This window comes from Nocardioides sp. Soil796, from assembly GCF_001429525.1.
GTDB lineage: Bacteria > Actinomycetota > Actinomycetes > Propionibacteriales > Nocardioidaceae > Nocardioides.
The window spans coordinates 25,798-41,208 of sequence record NZ_LMSQ01000005.1; the positions used below are offsets into that span (position 1 = coordinate 25,798).

At 69.1% G+C, this 15,411-nt stretch carries 16 protein-coding genes and 1 tRNA gene; 15 read left to right on the plus strand and 2 right to left on the minus strand.

Annotation, left to right across the window (positions count from 1 at the left end):
- Positions 1-8: 8 nt before the first annotated feature.
- The 6 genes from ASH02_RS02715 (at position 9) to der (ending at position 4,816) form a co-directional block, all read left to right on the plus strand.
- Positions 9-404, plus strand: a complete 396-nt coding sequence (locus tag ASH02_RS02715; RefSeq protein ID WP_056686770.1) for a VOC family protein — start codon at positions 9-11, stop codon at positions 402-404.
- A gap of 74 nt (positions 405-478) precedes the next feature.
- A complete protein-coding gene (gene aroH / locus ASH02_RS02720; protein WP_056686185.1) occupies positions 479-877 on the plus strand; it encodes a chorismate mutase in 399 nt (132 codons plus the stop codon).
- Positions 870-1,934 carry a prephenate dehydrogenase gene (locus tag ASH02_RS02725; protein WP_056686188.1) on the plus strand — a complete coding sequence of 355 codons (1,065 nt, stop codon included), beginning with the start codon at positions 870-872 and terminating at the stop codon, positions 1,932-1,934. Before aroH ends, ASH02_RS02725 begins: the two co-directional genes overlap by 8 nt.
- A 103-nt stretch (positions 1,935-2,037) precedes the next feature.
- Positions 2,038-2,706: a (d)CMP kinase gene (cmk, locus tag ASH02_RS02730; protein ID WP_056686191.1), complete on the plus strand. Its 669-nt coding sequence runs from the start codon at positions 2,038-2,040 to the stop codon at positions 2,704-2,706.
- Positions 2,706-3,455: a lysophospholipid acyltransferase family protein gene (locus tag ASH02_RS02735; RefSeq protein ID WP_056686194.1), complete on the plus strand. Its 750-nt coding sequence runs from the start codon at positions 2,706-2,708 to the stop codon at positions 3,453-3,455. The genes cmk and ASH02_RS02735 overlap by 1 nt, the downstream gene beginning before the upstream one ends.
- The gene (der, locus tag ASH02_RS02740) at positions 3,455-4,816 is read left to right on the plus strand and encodes a ribosome biogenesis GTPase Der (protein ID WP_056686197.1); all 1,362 of its coding nucleotides are present in this window, start codon (positions 3,455-3,457) and stop codon (positions 4,814-4,816) included. The genes ASH02_RS02735 and der overlap by 1 nt, the downstream gene beginning before the upstream one ends.
- 100 nt (positions 4,817-4,916) lie before the next feature.
- On the opposite strand, the gene ASH02_RS02745 is transcribed toward der, so the two are convergent.
- A complete protein-coding gene (locus ASH02_RS02745) occupies positions 4,917-5,786 on the minus strand; it encodes a hypothetical protein (RefSeq protein ID WP_056686200.1) in 870 nt (289 codons plus the stop codon).
- Positions 5,787-6,007: 221 nt separating this feature from the next.
- Between ASH02_RS02745 and ASH02_RS02750 the strand changes: the two genes are divergently transcribed.
- The 7 genes from ASH02_RS02750 to ASH02_RS02780 all read left to right on the plus strand — a co-directional run bounded on the left by ASH02_RS02750 (position 6,008) and on the right by ASH02_RS02780 (position 12,254).
- Positions 6,008-6,081: transfer RNA gene (locus ASH02_RS02750), tRNA-Pro, on the plus strand.
- 416 nt (positions 6,082-6,497) lie between these two features.
- Positions 6,498-7,658, plus strand: a complete 1,161-nt coding sequence (locus tag ASH02_RS02755; RefSeq protein ID WP_156393731.1) for an ABC transporter substrate-binding protein — start codon at positions 6,498-6,500, stop codon at positions 7,656-7,658.
- 1 nt (position 7,659) lies between these two features.
- The gene (locus tag ASH02_RS02760; protein WP_056686206.1) at positions 7,660-8,505 is read left to right on the plus strand and encodes a branched-chain amino acid ABC transporter permease; all 846 of its coding nucleotides are present in this window, start codon (positions 7,660-7,662) and stop codon (positions 8,503-8,505) included.
- Between the two features lies 1 nt (position 8,506).
- Positions 8,507-9,484: a branched-chain amino acid ABC transporter permease gene (locus ASH02_RS02765; RefSeq protein WP_057294271.1), complete on the plus strand. Its 978-nt coding sequence runs from the start codon at positions 8,507-8,509 to the stop codon at positions 9,482-9,484.
- On the plus strand, positions 9,471-10,220 hold the full coding sequence (locus tag ASH02_RS02770) for an ABC transporter ATP-binding protein (RefSeq protein WP_056686214.1): 750 nt from the start codon (positions 9,471-9,473) through the stop codon (positions 10,218-10,220). The genes ASH02_RS02765 and ASH02_RS02770 overlap by 14 nt, the downstream gene beginning before the upstream one ends.
- The gene (locus ASH02_RS02775; protein ID WP_200950169.1) at positions 10,198-10,926 is read left to right on the plus strand and encodes an ABC transporter ATP-binding protein; all 729 of its coding nucleotides are present in this window, start codon (positions 10,198-10,200) and stop codon (positions 10,924-10,926) included. The genes ASH02_RS02770 and ASH02_RS02775 overlap by 23 nt, the downstream gene beginning before the upstream one ends.
- Entirely contained in the window at positions 10,923-12,254 is a 1,332-nt protein-coding gene (locus tag ASH02_RS02780; RefSeq protein WP_056686220.1) for an amidase, read from the plus strand. Before ASH02_RS02775 ends, ASH02_RS02780 begins: the two co-directional genes overlap by 4 nt.
- Here ASH02_RS02780 and ASH02_RS02785 read toward each other — a convergent pair.
- Positions 12,251-12,892 carry a TetR/AcrR family transcriptional regulator gene (locus tag ASH02_RS02785; protein ID WP_200950170.1) on the minus strand — a complete coding sequence of 214 codons (642 nt, stop codon included), beginning with the start codon at positions 12,890-12,892 and terminating at the stop codon, positions 12,251-12,253. The genes ASH02_RS02780 and ASH02_RS02785 overlap by 4 nt on opposite strands.
- 126 nt (positions 12,893-13,018) lie before the next feature.
- Here ASH02_RS02785 and ASH02_RS02790 point away from each other — a divergent pair, with 126 nt between their 5' ends.
- Both ASH02_RS02790 and ASH02_RS02795 read left to right on the plus strand, forming a co-directional pair.
- Positions 13,019-14,611, plus strand: coding sequence for an AMP-binding protein (locus ASH02_RS02790; RefSeq protein WP_056686226.1), 1,593 nt, complete (start codon positions 13,019-13,021; stop codon positions 14,609-14,611).
- Positions 14,608-15,408, plus strand: a complete 801-nt coding sequence (locus tag ASH02_RS02795; RefSeq protein ID WP_056686229.1) for an alpha/beta fold hydrolase — start codon at positions 14,608-14,610, stop codon at positions 15,406-15,408. Before ASH02_RS02790 ends, ASH02_RS02795 begins: the two co-directional genes overlap by 4 nt.
- The last annotated feature ends 3 nt before the right edge of the window (positions 15,409-15,411 follow it).

Below are 15,411 nucleotides of genomic sequence, written 5' to 3' on the forward strand. Positions count from 1 at the left end.
AGCCGATGATGACCTCAGCAGCCGACATCAAGCACTGGCAGACCCTGACCCTGCAGGACCCCGAGCGGATGATGCAGTGGCTCGGTGCCATCGGGTTCACCGAGCACGCGACCTACCGTGACGACAAGGACCCGACGACGGTGGTCCACGCCGAGTGGCTGTGGTCCGGCGGCGGCGGGATCATGTTCGGCTCGGTCCGGGAAGACGCCGTTGGTGTGTCCGGTCCGGGCACGGCCGCGTGCTACCTGGTCACCGACGATCCAGACACCCTCTTCGACGCGGCGGTCGCGGCAGGGGCGAGCGTCGTACGACCGATGGTGGACCAGGACTACGGCGGCCGCGGCGGCACGGTGAGCGACCCGGAGGGCAACCAGTGGTCCTTCGGCAACTACCAGCCGAAGTGAGGCCGCGGCGCCCTCCCTCGACCGGTATGGCCTAGCCTGTGCGGGCAAGGATCCGGTCAGGAAAGGACGACATCGTGGCAGTACGAGCCGTGCGTGGGGCCACGCAGCTCGAGGACGACGTACGCGAGCACATGCTCGAGCGCGTCGCCGAGATGGTCCAGGACGTGATGGCGTCGAACGGGCTCGAGGTCGACGACTTCATCTCGGTGATCTTCACCGCCACCGACGACCTCAACTCCGAGTTCCCGGCGTACGCCGCCCGCAGGCTCGGCTTCGACGACGTGCCGCTGATCTGTGCACGCGAGCTCGAGATCGACGGTTCCATGCCGAGGGTCGTGCGCATGATGGCGCACGTCGAGACCGACCTGCCGCGCGCCGACATCACCCACGTCTACCTGCACGGCGCCGCCAACCTCCGTCGCGACCTCACCCGGGTCCGCGAGGTCCCCGACGACACCGGCGCGGATGGCTGACCTGCGCGGTCCGGTCCTGGTGGTCGGCACCGGCCTCCTCGGCACCTCTGTCGCCCTGGCCTGTCGCCGGGCCGGGCTCGAGGTCTACCTGAAGGACGCCTCCTCCGAGCACCTGCGGACGGCGAGCGGCCTCGGTGCCGGCAAGGCGTACGACGGCCAGCCGGTGCAGCTGGTGGTCGTGGCCGTGCCGCCGGACCACCTCGGCAGCATCGTCGCCGACGCCCTGCGCGACACCGACGCGATCGTGACCGACGTGGGCAGCATCAAGTCCCAGCCGCTGGCCCAGGTCGCGGCCGTCGCCCCCGAGTCGGTGGGCCGCTACGTCGGGAGCCACCCGATGGCCGGCAGTGAACGGTCGGGCCCCCTGGCCGCGTCGGCGACCCTGTTCGAGGGCCGTCCGTGGGCGATCGCCGTCCACGACGAGGCCGACGCCGACGCCGTCCGCCTGGTCACCGAGCTGGTGGAAGCCTGTGGGGGAGTGCCGCTGCAGCTGACGCCGCAGGAGCATGACCAGGCCGTGGCCCGCACGTCGCACCTGCCGCACCTGATGGCCTCGCTGGTGGCCGGCCGACTGGTCGACGCCCCCGAGGAGCACTTGGCGCTCTCCGGGCAGGGGGTGCGCGACGTGACGCGCATCGCCGCGGGCGATCCGCGCCTGTGGCAGCAGATCATCACCGCGAACTCGGCGGCACTGCTCGGCCTCATCGACGAGGTACAGGGCCGGCTGACCGAGTTCCGCGCGGCCATCTCCGCTGACGAGCGCGGCCCGCTCGGCGTGCTCCTGGCCGAGGGCGTGGCCGGCACCCGGGCCATTCCCGGCAAGCACGGCGGGCCCCCGCGCCCCATGCGGAGCCTGTACGTCGCGGTGCCCGACCACCCGGGCGAGCTGGCCCGACTGTTCGCAGACGCGGGCGAGATCGGGGTCAACATCGAGGACGTGCACATCGACCACGACCCGGGCCGCCCGGTCGGCCTGGTCGAGCTGCTGGTCGAGGTCGACCGCGCCGAGCACCTGAGGGTCTCGCTCGGCGAACGCGGCTGGGACCTGCACAGCTGACCGGCGGCCCAGTCGGGGATGCCGAGTCGAGGATGGCCGGGCCGGGCTGACTCACGGGTAGGCTGCACCCTGCACTTATCGACCCAGCAGGAGGCAGGAACCCGTGAGCAACAACGTCGTCGTCGCGATCGACGGACCCTCCGGGTCGGGCAAGTCGAGCACCTCCCGCGGTGCGGCTGCCCGGTTGGGCCTGCGCTACCTCGACACCGGTGCCATGTTCCGGGCGATGACGTGGTGGATGCTCGAGAACGACGTCGACGTCCATGACCCGCAGGCAGTGGCCGCCCACGCGCTGACACCGCGCATCGAGTCCGGCACCGACCCGCTGGCACCGACCATCACCGTCGACGGCACCGACGTGGCCGTGGGCATTCGCGGCGAGGACGTCACCGGCGCGGTCAGCCCGGTCAGCGCGGTCCCCGAGGTCCGGGCCCGACTGCTCGAGCTGCAACGGGACGTGATCGGCGACGGCGGCATCGTCGTCGAGGGCCGTGACATCGGCTCCGTGGTGTGGCCGCAGGCCGAGGTGAAGCTCTACCTCACCGCCGACCCCGCCGCACGCGCGCTCCGCCGGGCCGCCGAGGAAGGCGGCTCCGACCTGGCCGCCACCGAGCAGTCGCTGCTGGCCCGCGACAAGATCGACTCCGGCAGGGCGACCGCGCCGTTGGTGATGGCCGATGGTGCGCACCACATCGACACCACGCCGTACACGCTCGAAGAGGTGATCAATCAGGTGGTCGCTCTGGTGAGCGCCGCCCGGGAAGGGGTGTGATGGCACGCACACTTCCCGACACCGACGGGGTGGAGCTGCCCCGGACCCTCATGCTGCATGGCCTGCGGCCCCTCGCTCGTTTCCTGATCCGCCGCCGCTTCGGCGTGCGGGTGCACAACGCGGACCTGGTGCCCGCCACCGGACCGGTGATCGTCGCGAGCAACCACGTGGGCGTCGTCGACGGTCCGCTGCTGGCGATCTTCGGCGCGCGGCCGGTGCACGCCCTGACCAAGGTCGAGATGTTCGAGGGCAGGCTGGGTGGGTTCCTGCGTGGAGCCGGCCAGATCCCGTTGAACCGCTTCGCCGCCGACCCGTCGGCGATGAAGGCGTGCCTGGCCGTGCTGCGCGACGGGCGTGCAGCCGGCGTCTTCCCCGAAGGCACCCGCGGACCCGGCGACTTCCGCCGCTTCCACGCCGGAGCGGCGTACCTCGGCCTGGTCTCCGGTGCGCCGATCGTGCCGGTGAGCATGATCGGCACCCGCGAACCCGGCGCCGGCAGCAACGCCCTGCCGCCCCGGGGCAGCACCGTCGACATCGTGTACGGCGAGCCGTACCGTTTCGAGCAGACTCCGTGGCCACGCACCCGGGAACAAGTGAGGCACTCGGCGTTGTTGTTGCGGGAGCACATGATCGCCCGGCTTGACGAAGCGCTGGCCCTCACCGGCCGGCAACTCCCCGGGCCCCTGCCCGTGGGGCAGCAGAACATCGATGACGACCCGCACACCGGTGTGGTCGAACAAGGAGCATGATGAGCGAGTACGACGCGTCCACCGAGGCCGGCCCGGAGATCCTGGGACCGGTGCCGGTGCTCGCCGTGGTCGGCCGCCCCAACGTGGGCAAGTCCACCCTGGTCAACCGCATCATCGGCCGCCGCGAAGCCGTCGTCGAGGACCGTCCGGGTGTCACCCGTGACCGGGTCTCCTACGACGCCTCGTGGAACGGTCGCGCCTTCACGGTCGTCGACACCGGTGGCTGGGACCCCGACGCGAAGGGCCTGGCCGAGCGCATCGCCGGGCAGGCCGAGATCGCGGTGTCGCTGGCCGATGCGGTGCTCTTCGTGGTCGACGCGACGGTCGGCATCACCGACTCGGACGAGGCCGTCGTCAAGATCCTGCGCAAGTCGAAGAAGCCCGTCGTGCTCGCTGCCAACAAGGTCGACGACCAGCGCACCGAGGCCGAGGCGTTCGGTCTCTGGAACCTCGGTCTGGGCGAGCCCTACCCGGTCTCTGCGATCCACGGACGCGGCTCGGGCGACCTGCTCGACGCGGTCCTCGAGGCCCTGCCCGAGACTCCCGAGGAGTCGTACGGCGAGGTCGGCGGCCCGCGCCGCATCGCACTCGTCGGCAAGCCCAACGTCGGCAAGTCGTCGCTGCTCAACAAGCTGGCCGGCCAGGACCGCGTCGTGGTCGACAACGTCGCCGGCACCACCGTCGACCCGGTCGACGAGCTGATCACCCTGGGCGGCCGTGACTGGCGCTTCATCGACACCGCCGGCATCCGCAAGCGGGTCAAGGAGGCCTCCGGCCACGAGTACTACGCGTCGCTGCGCACCGCCTCCGCAATCGAGCGGGCCGAGGTCGCCGTACTCGTCGTGGACGGGTCGCAGAGCCTGTCCGAGCAGGACATCCGCATCATCCAGACCGTCCGCGAGACCGGCCGTGCGCTGGTGATCGCGTTCAACAAGTGGGACCTCGTCGACGAGGAGCGTCGCTACTACCTCGACCGCGAGATCGAGCGCGAGCTCGTGCAGGTGCAGTGGGCGCCGCGGATCAACATCACCGCGCGCACCGGCTGGCACGTGGACCGGCTCGTCCCGGCGCTCGACCGCGCGCTCGAGGGCTGGGAGACCCGGGTCACGACCGGCCAGCTCAACGCTTTCCTCGGCCGTCTGGTCGCCGAGCACCCCCACCCGGTGCGTGGCGGCAAGCAGCCGAAGATCCTGTTCGGCACGCAGGCGCAGACCTCGCCGCCCACGTTCATCCTCTTCACCAGCGGCAAGCTGGACGCCGGATACGAGCGCTACATCGAGCGTCGCCTGCGTGAGGAGTTCGGTTTCGTCGGTACCCCGATCGAGCTGTCCGTGCGACCCCGCGAGAAGCGCAAGCGCTGATCGAAGGCGAACGCCCTCCTGGATCGTTGGTCGAGGAGGGCGCTCGCGTTCTTCGTTGGTCGAGGAGGGCACTCTGCGCCCGTCTCGAGACCATCTGCTGCTACATGCCCGGCACGTAGCCCGTCACCTGGTCGACCTGTGAGGCACCGACGATGAACGCATTGCCGTCGAGCCTTGCTTCGCTGACCCCGGCAGCAGCCGGAAGGTGGGACTTGGCGTTGACCGCGCCGTTGAGCAGTCCGAGTGGACCGCACCCGGTGGCGGCCGGCACGGCGAAGGTGTTGTCGACCAACCGCTGACCCTTGAGCTCGAGCACGGTCACGCCCAGGTCCGGAGCGGTGACGGTGCCGTTGGCGCCGGTGATCGGCTCGACTCCCTCCGGGGGAGTCGTCGTTCCGCTGGTCAGGTGCAGCACGAACGGTGCGTCCGGCGCGCCGATGGTGCAGTGGGGGCCGAGCAGGTTGTTCTTGAGCTCGACGTAGACCGGCAGGTCCATCCGGAGGTTGGCGCCCAGTTTGAACGTCGGAGTGCCGGCGAGGTGGACGACAGCCTTGATGTCGGTGATTCCCGGGAGCAGCCCCTCCAGTTGGGCGACGCCCAGCACCCCACCCGGGACGTTCTGGTCGGGGCCGGAGAGGGTCATGCCGTCGTTGGCGAGCACGAACGCGGGCCCGGTCGGGGTGATGCCCAGGCCGCCCTGGACGTTGACGCCCTCGGTGAGCGTCACGACGGTGGAGCCGAGCTTGAACGTGCCGCCGCGTCCCACGGAGGCGATGCAGGTGCTCGTGGTGGCGCCGGTGTCGGGGTTGGTCACCACACCGACCGGGCAGTACGCGAACGGGTCCGGATGGAGGTCGCCGTCGTCGGCCTGTGCCGTCGGAGTGCCGGACAGGCTGGTCATCGCGAGTGCGGCGGCGGCCACCGCGTACGACGTACGTCGGCGCAGCATGGTGTGGCGGATCGAGCGCATGAGGAGGGTCCTTCCCGAGGTGAGTGGATGTCCCCACCGAGCCCGGTGCTCGAGACCCTCCCGTGCTGCAAGCAAGAGGCGCAGTGGTTGGGAACTGGCTTAGCAGTTGCAGAATCCAAGTGTCAACGAATTTCGGTGCGACGAGGATGGACCCTGATTCCGTGTTCGCCGCCGGGCTGCGGTAGGGTTCCACTCGCTCCACGGCGTGAGTCGCGGGGCTTCGGGCTGTAGCGCAGCTTGGTAGCGCACTTGACTGGGGGTCAAGGGGTCGCAGGTTCAAATCCTGTCAGCCCGACCGGAGAAATCGCCTCTGTCCTGCGGAGAACGCAGGACAGAGGCGGTTTTTGCGTTTCTGGCCGACGCACAGCGCGATCGCACGACGGCCCGCATTGGGGCCGATGCCGCAAAACATGCCGCAGACCGTTCGGCCATTCTCGGGGTGACCACCTGACCGGACCCGCCCAAACCGTAGCGAGTATCCCCGCGGACCTACATCCAGGTCGTCGAGGGCGAGTTCTCCCGATCGGCGGTGACAACTCGGCAGTCACAGATCCTTCAGTCTCGGCGCCACCGGTCGTAGGCACTTTCCGCATCGGGCCCAGAAAAGCGAGGCGGCAAACACAAAAAAGCGACGTCACCCTCTTGACATGATGCGCGTCACAGGCCGACGATCGACTCCACGGGGTTGGTAATCGACTTGGAGGAGTCCACGTGCAGGCTCGAAAACTGATGGCAGCCGTTGCCGCGACGACGCTCACGATGTCCTTCGCGGCGTGCGCCACGCGCGACGACGATGCGGCCAATGACAATGAGATCGTCATCGGGCTGGTGGCTCCGACTTCGGGATTCGCCGCCGACTACGGTCCCGAAGCAGCGCAGGGCGTGGAGCTCGCGCTCGACAAGTTCGGCAGCGAGGCCGGTGGCGAGAAGGTCTCGGTGGTCAAGGTCAACGAGGACGTGCTCGACCCGTCCCAGACCCTGGAGCGGGTGAAGAAGCTCGTCGAGTCCGACGGTGCCGACGTCGTCGTCGGACCGATCTTCGGCTCCAGCCAGCAGGCAGTGTCGGCGTACCTCGACCAACAGGGTGTTCCCATGTTCACCCTGCTCGGTGGCGACGTCGCCCTGGCTGGCGGCGACGGAAGCGGGTTCATCTGGCCCGGGGCGGACAAGAAGACGGCGGCTCCGCTCGGCACCTATGCGGCCGAAGAACTTGGCTACAAGAAGATCGCGACCCTCGGACCCGACTACGCCTACGGCCAGAACGCGATCGCCGGTGTCGCGGACGCGTTCAAGTCAGCCGGCGGTGAGGTCTCCCAGCAGCAGTGGGTTCCGCTCGGGACCACGGACATGCTGCAGTACGCCACGAAGCTCGACCAGGACGTCGACGCGCTTGCCATGTGGCTGGTCCCCAACGATGCCGCGGCGTTCGTCCGCGAGTACCGCAACCTCGGGATCAAGGTCCCGTTGCTGATGTTCCAGGGCGTCTTCGACCCCACCTATCAGAGCATCGGCGACGAGCTCTCCGGTGAGATCGGCCTCAACGAGTACAACCACCTGCTCGACTACCCGGAGAATGCGGCCTTCACCAAGGCGTACGACGCCAAGTACCACGGAATTCCGAACCAGACCGTCGCCTTCGCCTACACGGTCACCGACATCTTCCTGACCGGTGCCGACGAGACCGATGGAGACACGTCCGTCAAGGCACTCCGCGAGGAGCTCGACGGGAAGGTGTTCGACACCGTCATCGGCCCGGCGTCGTACGACGCAGACGGCGTCGCCGCGTCCAACCGCACGGTGGTCAAGGCGATCAAGGACGGCAGTCGCTACGAGTGGGAACCCGTGAAGACCTACGAGAACGTCGGACACTGACATGCAGATCATCGCAAATGGGATCTCGCTCGGAGCGGTCCTGTTCCTGATGGGATCGGGTCTCGCCCTGCTCCTGGGAGCGATGGGCGTGCTCAACCTGGCCCACGGGGCGGTCTACATGGTGGGGGCGTTCGTCACCTCGACCCTCGCCGTCGACCAGGGCTACCCCCTCGTGGTCGCGATCCTGGGTGCGGCAGTGATCTGTGCGGCGCTCGGGCTGGCGCTGGAGAGGCTGTTCCGCTTCATCCCCGGCAGACCGAATGAGCAGATACTCATGTCGTTCGGGTTGATCTACGTGTTGGCCAACCTGGCCCAGTGGATCTGGGGCCCGATCGCCAAGGCACCGTTCCGGATCAGCTGGCTCGAGGGCGCCGTCCAGATCGGCGGAGTGTCGGTGCCGGCCAACCGGTTGGCCATCGCTGTCGTCGGATTCGCGATCGCGCTGATGCTCTGGCTGGTGCAGGACCGTACCCGGGTCGGCGCCATGGTGCGTGCCGGCATGGACGACGCGGAGATGACCAAGGGCCTCGGCATCAACCTCGACCGGGTGGTCCTCGCCGTGTTCGTGCTGGGCTCCGCGGTCGCCGGCATCGCCGGTGGCATGGGCGGCCTGGTCCTGGGGGCGAACACGAACCAGCCGATGGAGGTTCTCCTCATGGCACTGGTCGTGGTCGTGGTCGGCGGCATCGGCTCGGTGCCCGGCACTCTCGTCGCGGCGTTGGTGATCGGCCTGCTCGACGCCTTCTCGCGCGACCGGTTTCCCGAGATGTCCTCGGTCATGCTCTACCTGCTGATGGCCGGAGTGCTCGTGCTGCGGCCGACCGGCCTCAGTGGAAGGACGGCCTGACATGACGACCGTGTTCACCCAGCTGCGCCGCAAGGTGCCGGTCCTGGTGCTCCTGATCGGCGCTCTCGAACTGCCGTTCCTGCTCTCCAGCCAGCAGGAGAGCCTGCTCACCCGGGCCCTGATCTTCGCCATGATGGCCGCAAGCCTCGACCTCGCCTACGGTCAGGCCGGGCTCTACAGCCTCGGTCACGCCGCACTCGCCGGTGTGGGCGGCTACACCGCCGGGCTCTTGATGGTGCGCTACGGCCACGAGTCGTTCTGGTACCTCATCGTCGCCGCCGCCCTCGCGTCCGCGCTGGCGTCGCTGGTCTTCGCCCTCGTCTCGCTCAGGGCTCGCGGGCTGTACTTCATCCTGGTCACGCTTGCGCTGGGCCAGATGGTCTCGAACCTCGCCCAGCAGTGGGACTTCCTCAAGACCGCGCAGGCCGAGGCCGTCACCGGCATCTACATCCCTTCGCTCGGTCTCGGCGAGGACTGGCACTCGGGCACGCTCTACCAGTTCGTGCTCGTCCTCACTGCGCTCGGACTGTTCACCATCCAGCGGATCATCGGCTCGCCGCTAGGCCTGGCCTTCCGGGGGAGTCGAGACAACGAGGTCCGTATGGAGGCCCTCGGGTACGACGTGTGGCGCTACCGTGTTGTCGCGATCGTCCTGTCCGGCACCCTCAGCGGAGTGTGTGGTGCCCTGTTTGCCTTCCAGAGCGGGCTGATCTCGCCCACCAACATCGGTGTCGCCACGTCGGGGCTGCTGGTGCTGATGGCGATCATCGGCGGCTCCGGCACGAGGTACGGCGCCTTCATCGGCGGCATCCTCGTCACCTTGCTCCAGTTCTACGCCAACCAGTGGTCGATGGAGCGCGCCCCGATGATCATCGGCGGGCTCTTCATCGTCACCGCGCTGCTGCTCCGGTTCCGACCGAAGGTCGCCGGCGCGTTGCGCTCCCTCACGAGAGGACGGGTCTCCCATGCCGTTGCTTGAGATCGATGCAGTCGGACGGTCGTACGGCGGAGTGCACGCCGTACAGGACGTCTCGTTCAACGTGAAAGCCGGCGAGTGGGTCGGCGTGATCGGCCCCAACGGAGCCGGCAAGAGCACGCTGTTCAACATCCTCGGGGGCCAGGTGAAGGCCTCGAGCGGTCACGTGCGACTGGCCGGACGCGATGTCACACGACTCGCCCCGCACCGCCGCTACCGGGCCGGGATCTCGCGCTCCTTCCAGATCTCAAGCCTGTTCCCTGACCTCACGGTGCGTGAGCACCTGACCCTCGCGTGCCGTCAGAACCACCGATGGAGCATGGTCCGCGGCTGGCGCGGCGACCGGGTTCTCGCGGCGCGCGTCGACGAGCTCCTGGACACGTGGGACCTTGGTCGCAATGACGGCGTGGAGCTGCCCGCAAACATGTCGTACGGCGCACAACGGCGGCTCGAGCTGGCGATCGCCGTCTCGGCACAGCCCAGCCTGCTGCTTCTCGACGAGCCGAACGTCGGGCTGACAGCCTCCGAGTGCGGCGACCTGCGAGACCGCGTCGCGGAACTGGGCCCGGAGACCGCGGTCATCTTCGTCGCGCACGACATGGACATGGTCATGGGCTGGTCCGACCGCATCCTCGTCATGCACCAGGGGCAGCTCGTGGCCGACGACACCCCGGAGGCGATCGCCCGCAACGCGTTCGTGGAGGAGGTGTATCTCGGTGCAGAACCCATCGTTGCTTGAGATCAAGGACCTGCGCGGCGGGTACGGCGGGGCGCCGGTGCTGCACGGCATCGGGCTCACGGTCGAGTCCGGTTCGGTGACCGCGCTGCTCGGGCGCAACGGCATGGGCAAGAGCAGCACCATCCGGGCCATCATGGGTCAGCTGCCACGCTCCTCGGGCGCAGTGCGCCTGGCGGGCCGGGACATCTCCGAGCTGGGCCCGCACAAGCGCGCGAGGCTCGGCATCGGTCTGGTGCCCGAGTCGCGCCAGGTGTTCCGCAGCCTCACCGTGCGCGAGCACCTGGAGGTGGCGGCCAGGCGGCCGGCGTCGGGAACCGGATGGACCACGGACCGGTTGATGGACCTCTTCCCGGTGCTGCGCAAGCGCTCGAAGGCGTTCGGCAACAACCTCAGTGGCGGCGAACAGCAGCTCCTCGTCATCGCCCGCGCGCTGAGCACCAATCCGTCCCTGCTGCTCCTCGATGAGCCGACGGAGGGACTGGCTCCCTCCATCGTCAACGAGATCGCCGTCCTGCTGCGGCAACTGACCCGCGAGGCCGATGCCCCGGCCATCCTTCTGGTCGAGCAGAACCTGCGATTTGCGCTCTCGGTCGCCGATCGTGCAGTCGTCCTGGTCAGCGGCGAGGTGGCCTACGATGGCAGCGCCGAAGATCTCTCGGGCCGGCGCGACGTGCAACAGAGCCTGATCGGAGTCGGAGCCGCGTGAACCTGCCCGCCACGCTCGTGGCCGCCCGGGCCGCACTGGACTCGGGCGAGCTGACCTCGGCCGCGCTGCTCGAGGCGGTGCTGGAGCGCTCGGCGGTGCACGAACCCGCGATCAGGTCGCTGGTCACCGCCACCGTCGACCTGGCTCGTGAGCACGCGGCCAAGGCCGATGCCCGGCTGGCTGCGGGGGAGTCGGGTCCGCTCCTCGGGATCCCCGTCGTGCTGAAGGACCTGATCGACGTCGCGGGCCTCGTGACCACGGCCGGCAGCCGGGTCCTCGAGAAGAACGTGGCTCACACCAACGCCACGGTGTGGAGCCGGCTGGAGCAGGCAGGCGCCGTCCTGGTCGGCAAGGCCAACACCCACGAGTTCGCGTACGGCGGCACCACCGAGCCGACCCGCAATCCCGCGAATCCCGAACGCATCGTCGGCGGCTCGTCCGGCGGACCCGCGGCGGCCCTGGCTGCCGGACTCTGCCTCGGTGCCGTCGGCACCGACACGGCGGGCTCGATCCGCATTCCGGCGAACCTGTGCGGGGTGGCCGGCTTGAAGCCGACCCGTGGGCTGGTGCCGACCGACGGGATCGTGCCACTCTCCCCGACCCTGGACGTGGCCGGCCCGATGGCACGTTCGGTTGCGGACCTCGACCCGCTGCTACGGGTGCTGGCCGGCCTGGCCGGCGGGCCAACGCCGCAGGGGGTGCCGCGCACTGTCGGCGTCCTCGCCGGTCTCGGACGATCGGCGGCCTCGGTCGATGTCGCCGTCTCCTCGGCTGCCGACGCGTTCGGTGATCTCGGCGCGCGGGTGATGGAGGTGCGGCTGCCCGGAATCGAGGCCAGTGTCGGTGACAACTTCACCATCATCGGCCACGAGGCGAGTCGCTTCCACGCCCGGTGGGCGAATCGCGCCGACCTCTACACGCCGTACGTCCGAGCTCGGCTGGCCGCAGCTGCCCTGGTCACCGACGGGCAGTACGACACGGCGCGTACGTCGGGTATGGCGTTCAGTGACGAACTCGACCAACTGCTCGACACGGTCGAGGTCCTGCTGCTCCCGGGAGTGCCGTTCCCCGCGTCACCGGCGTACGACGAGCAGGTGCAGGTGGCAGGCGAGTGGGAGGACCGCGACACCGCGCTGTGTCGCAACACGGCCTTCGCCAACCTGACCGGGCATCCGGTGCTGGCGATCCCGGCCGGCCTGGACGAGGGGCTGCCCGTGGGTGTGCAGCTCGTCGGGCGTCGGGGGAGCGACCTCGATCTCATCGCGATCGGTGCCTCGCTCGAACCGCTGCTTCCCGACGGGCTCCCGCCGCACCTGCGCTCCCTCTAGGAGGAGGCGACCCGGTGGTCGTCGGGACCGAAGAAGGTGACGAACCATGTGTGAGCCACCGTGCGAGCCGCGTCATCGAGGTCGACCTCGGAACCGTGCAGCTTGTGCTGGGCGTACCAGACGTAGGCCGACTGCTCGACCATGCACGCCACGGACTCGGCCGCCAGCGCGGCGTCGACGCCGTTCACCTCGGTGATGCCATGGACGTTCTTGAGCGCGGTGACGAAGCGGTCGATGTGGCGGTTGCGCATCTTCCACCAGAAGTCGCGGAACCGGTCTTCGACGTGGGCAGCCTGGATGAAGGCCCGCATGACGTCGCGTTGCTCGCTGTAATGCCGCAGGTAACCCTTGTTCGACTCGACCAGCGCCTCATAGGGGTCGGTCTTGAAGTCGTGGTCGGTGGCAGTGCTCGCCTGGAAGAGCTCTTCATGGAGGTCGGCGATGACCTGGCCGAAGAGGTCCTCCTTGTTGGCGAAGTAGCGGTAGAGCCCACCCATGGAGATCTCGGCCTCCTGCGCCACGTCGGACATGCGGGCGCTGACGTAGCCGTCGCGGGCGAACACCACACGGCCCGCGTTCACGAGATGGTCGCGGGTGCGCCGGCCCTTGGGGGTGGTGGGTTCTGCGGACACTGGCATGTGCGGGCTCCCGAAGTGATCGTCTTGGCCTGTGTGGACCCGAGCATAACGTAAAGCGACGTGAGCAAAGAAAAAAAGCGACATCACTCTCTTGACAGGAGATGCAGACCGTTGGACGATCGACCTGTGACCCAGACAGCAACGCCTCTCCAGCTCGGCGCAGAGCACCCGCTCGCCGACGACTACCGCCGCAACGGCTGGTGGCCGGGTGAGCAGCTCGCCGACCGTTTCAACCGCCTCGTCGAGGCCGACCCGACCCACCTCGCACTCGTGGACGACCGTGGCCACGCGCTGACCCGTCGCGAGCTCTCGAGTCGGGCGCGCCTGATGGCCCGCGGCCTGGTCAGCGCCGGTGTGCAGGCCGGAGACGCCGTGCTGATCTACCTGCCCAACAGCGTGGAGTGGCAGGTGTCGCTGCTCGCCTGCCTGCAGATCGGCGCCGTGCCGGCGACGCTGCCGATCAGCACCGACTCCCGGACCCTGCGCCATGTCCACGAGCTCATCGGCTCCCGCGTGATCATCGGCGCCCACACCAGCCGCAACCGGCCGACCGGTGAATGGGCCCGCGACGCGGCCGTCTCGTGCGGCTGGGCGACCAGCGTTCTGCTGGTCGACGACGACGGCGCGGAGTTCTGGACCTGGGCACAGGGGGAGCGGCGTGCCCCCGTGGTTCCCGCCGGCGTCGACCACCTCATGTTCACGTCGAGCACGACGGGCATGCCGAAGGCCGTCATGCACACCGCCGACACCATGGCCGCCGTCAACCTGGGCTTCGCCCGGCGTTTCGGGATCACCGAAGAGACCCCCATCTTCATGCCGTCGCCGCTGGGCCACAGCGTCGGCGCGTGGCACGGCGGCCGACTGTCCCTGTTCACGGGTGCCACCCTCGTGCTCCAGGACCGCTGGGACCCGGTGCGTGGCCTCGAGCTCGTCGACGAGCACCAGTGCGTGTTCACCGCAGCCGCGACTCCGTTCCTCAAGGACCTCGTGGATGCCGAATGGCCGGCTGGAAAGGCCAAGCTGGCCAGCCTGACCAGCTTCCTCTGCGGCGGTGCCCCGGTGCCGCCGAGCCTTCTCGAGCAGGCCGCCGAGCAGGCCCCGCACACTCTCGTCACCGTCCTGTGGGGCATGACCGAGGGCGCCGGAACGACGGGCACGGCCGACAGCACGCCCGAGCAACTGACCAGCACCGCTGGCATCCCGCTGCCCGACCTCGAGCTCCGCATCCTCGAGCCCGACGACAACGGGGTCGGCGAGCTGGCCATGCGTGGGCCCGGGGTCTTCGTCGGCTACCTCGGGCAGGAGGAGATGTACCGCAGCCTGCTCACCCCGGACGCCTTCTTCCGCACCGGCGACCTGGCCAGCATCGGCGACGACGGCTACCTCCGCCTGACCGGGCGGCTGAAGGACCTCATCATCCGCGGCGGCGTCAACATCTCCCCGGTGCCGATCGAGAACGCGATCGCGGCTCACCCCGACGTGCTCCGGGTGGCGGTGATCGGCGAGCCCGACGAGCGCCTCGGCGAACGCATCTGCGCCGTGATCGTGGCCAGGAACCTCCCGCCGACCCTCGACGAGCTCGTGCGCTGGCTCCGTCGAGCGGGAGTGTCCGACCGCAAGCTTCCGGAGTCCCTGCGCGTCGTCGACGAAATGCCCGTGACCGCCGCAGGCAAGATCCGCAAGGTCGACCTTCGCCGCATCCTCGAGGAGCACGCATGACAGCCACATCCACCCGAACCATCGGCGACATCGACGTCGAGTGGACGGAGGCCGGCTCCGGCCCGCCCGTCGTGCTCGTGCACGGGCTTGCCGAGGGCAAGGAGACCTGGGCCGTGCAACAGCGCGACCTGGCCGACGTACACACGTTCGCCTACGACCTGCGCGGTCACGGTGGCACCACGGTTGGCGACGGCGACGCAACGCTCGAGCAGCTGGGGCGCGACCTGCTCGGCTTCCTCGAGACGGTCACCGGCCCGGCCACGGTCGTCGGGTTCTCCCTCGGTGGCACCGTCGCCCTCTGGGCCGCTGCCGAGCGCCCCGACCTGGTCACCCACGCGATCGTGCTCGGTACGTCGTCCGTGGTCGGTCGCGCCGCCACCGGCTTCTACGCGAACCGGATCGCGCAGGCCGCGGACACGGCATCCGCCGAGTTCCGTCACGGAATGCGCGAGGACACCGCCGCGGCTCTGGCGGTGGCCCACGACCAGCTCGACCAGGTCGTCGCGGAACGGCTGCGCGTGGTCGGCGACGGGCGTGGCTACGCCAATGCCGCGCAGGCAATGGCCGGTCTGAACGCCGCACCGCTCACGCCGCGCCTGGCCGACATCAAGGTGCACGTCGACGTCGTCGGCGCCACCGACGACACCTTCTGCCCTCGCAAGGCCGCAGACATCATCACCGAGGCCCTGGCCGACGTGACCTACACCGAGATCCCGAATGCGGGACACCTCATGAACATCGACAACCCGGATGCCGTGACTGCCGTCATGCGCACTGCCCTCTCTGGAAGGAACTGAACA

Excerpts from the sequence above, each read along its gene's own strand:
- ASH02_RS02735 (WP_056686194.1), top strand. The coding sequence starts at position 2,706 with ATGGCACGCACACTTCCCGACACCGACGGGGTGGAGCTGCCCCGGACC.
- ASH02_RS02715 (WP_056686770.1), top strand. The coding sequence starts at position 9 with ATGACCTCAGCAGCCGACATCAAGCACTGGCAGACCCTGACCCTGCAG.
- ASH02_RS02785 (WP_200950170.1), bottom strand. The coding sequence starts at position 12,892 with ATGCCAGTGTCCGCAGAACCCACCACCCCCAAGGGCCGGCGCACCCGC.
- ASH02_RS02765 (WP_057294271.1), top strand. The coding sequence starts at position 8,507 with ATGACGACCGTGTTCACCCAGCTGCGCCGCAAGGTGCCGGTCCTGGTG.
- ASH02_RS02725 (WP_056686188.1), top strand. The coding sequence starts at position 870 with ATGGCTGACCTGCGCGGTCCGGTCCTGGTGGTCGGCACCGGCCTCCTC.
- ASH02_RS02770 (WP_056686214.1), top strand. The coding sequence starts at position 9,471 with ATGCCGTTGCTTGAGATCGATGCAGTCGGACGGTCGTACGGCGGAGTG.
- der (WP_056686197.1), top strand. The coding sequence starts at position 3,455 with ATGAGCGAGTACGACGCGTCCACCGAGGCCGGCCCGGAGATCCTGGGA.
- ASH02_RS02760 (WP_056686206.1), top strand. The coding sequence starts at position 7,660 with ATGCAGATCATCGCAAATGGGATCTCGCTCGGAGCGGTCCTGTTCCTG.
- ASH02_RS02745 (WP_056686200.1), bottom strand. The coding sequence starts at position 5,786 with ATGCGCTCGATCCGCCACACCATGCTGCGCCGACGTACGTCGTACGCG.
- ASH02_RS02795 (WP_056686229.1), top strand. The coding sequence starts at position 14,608 with ATGACAGCCACATCCACCCGAACCATCGGCGACATCGACGTCGAGTGG.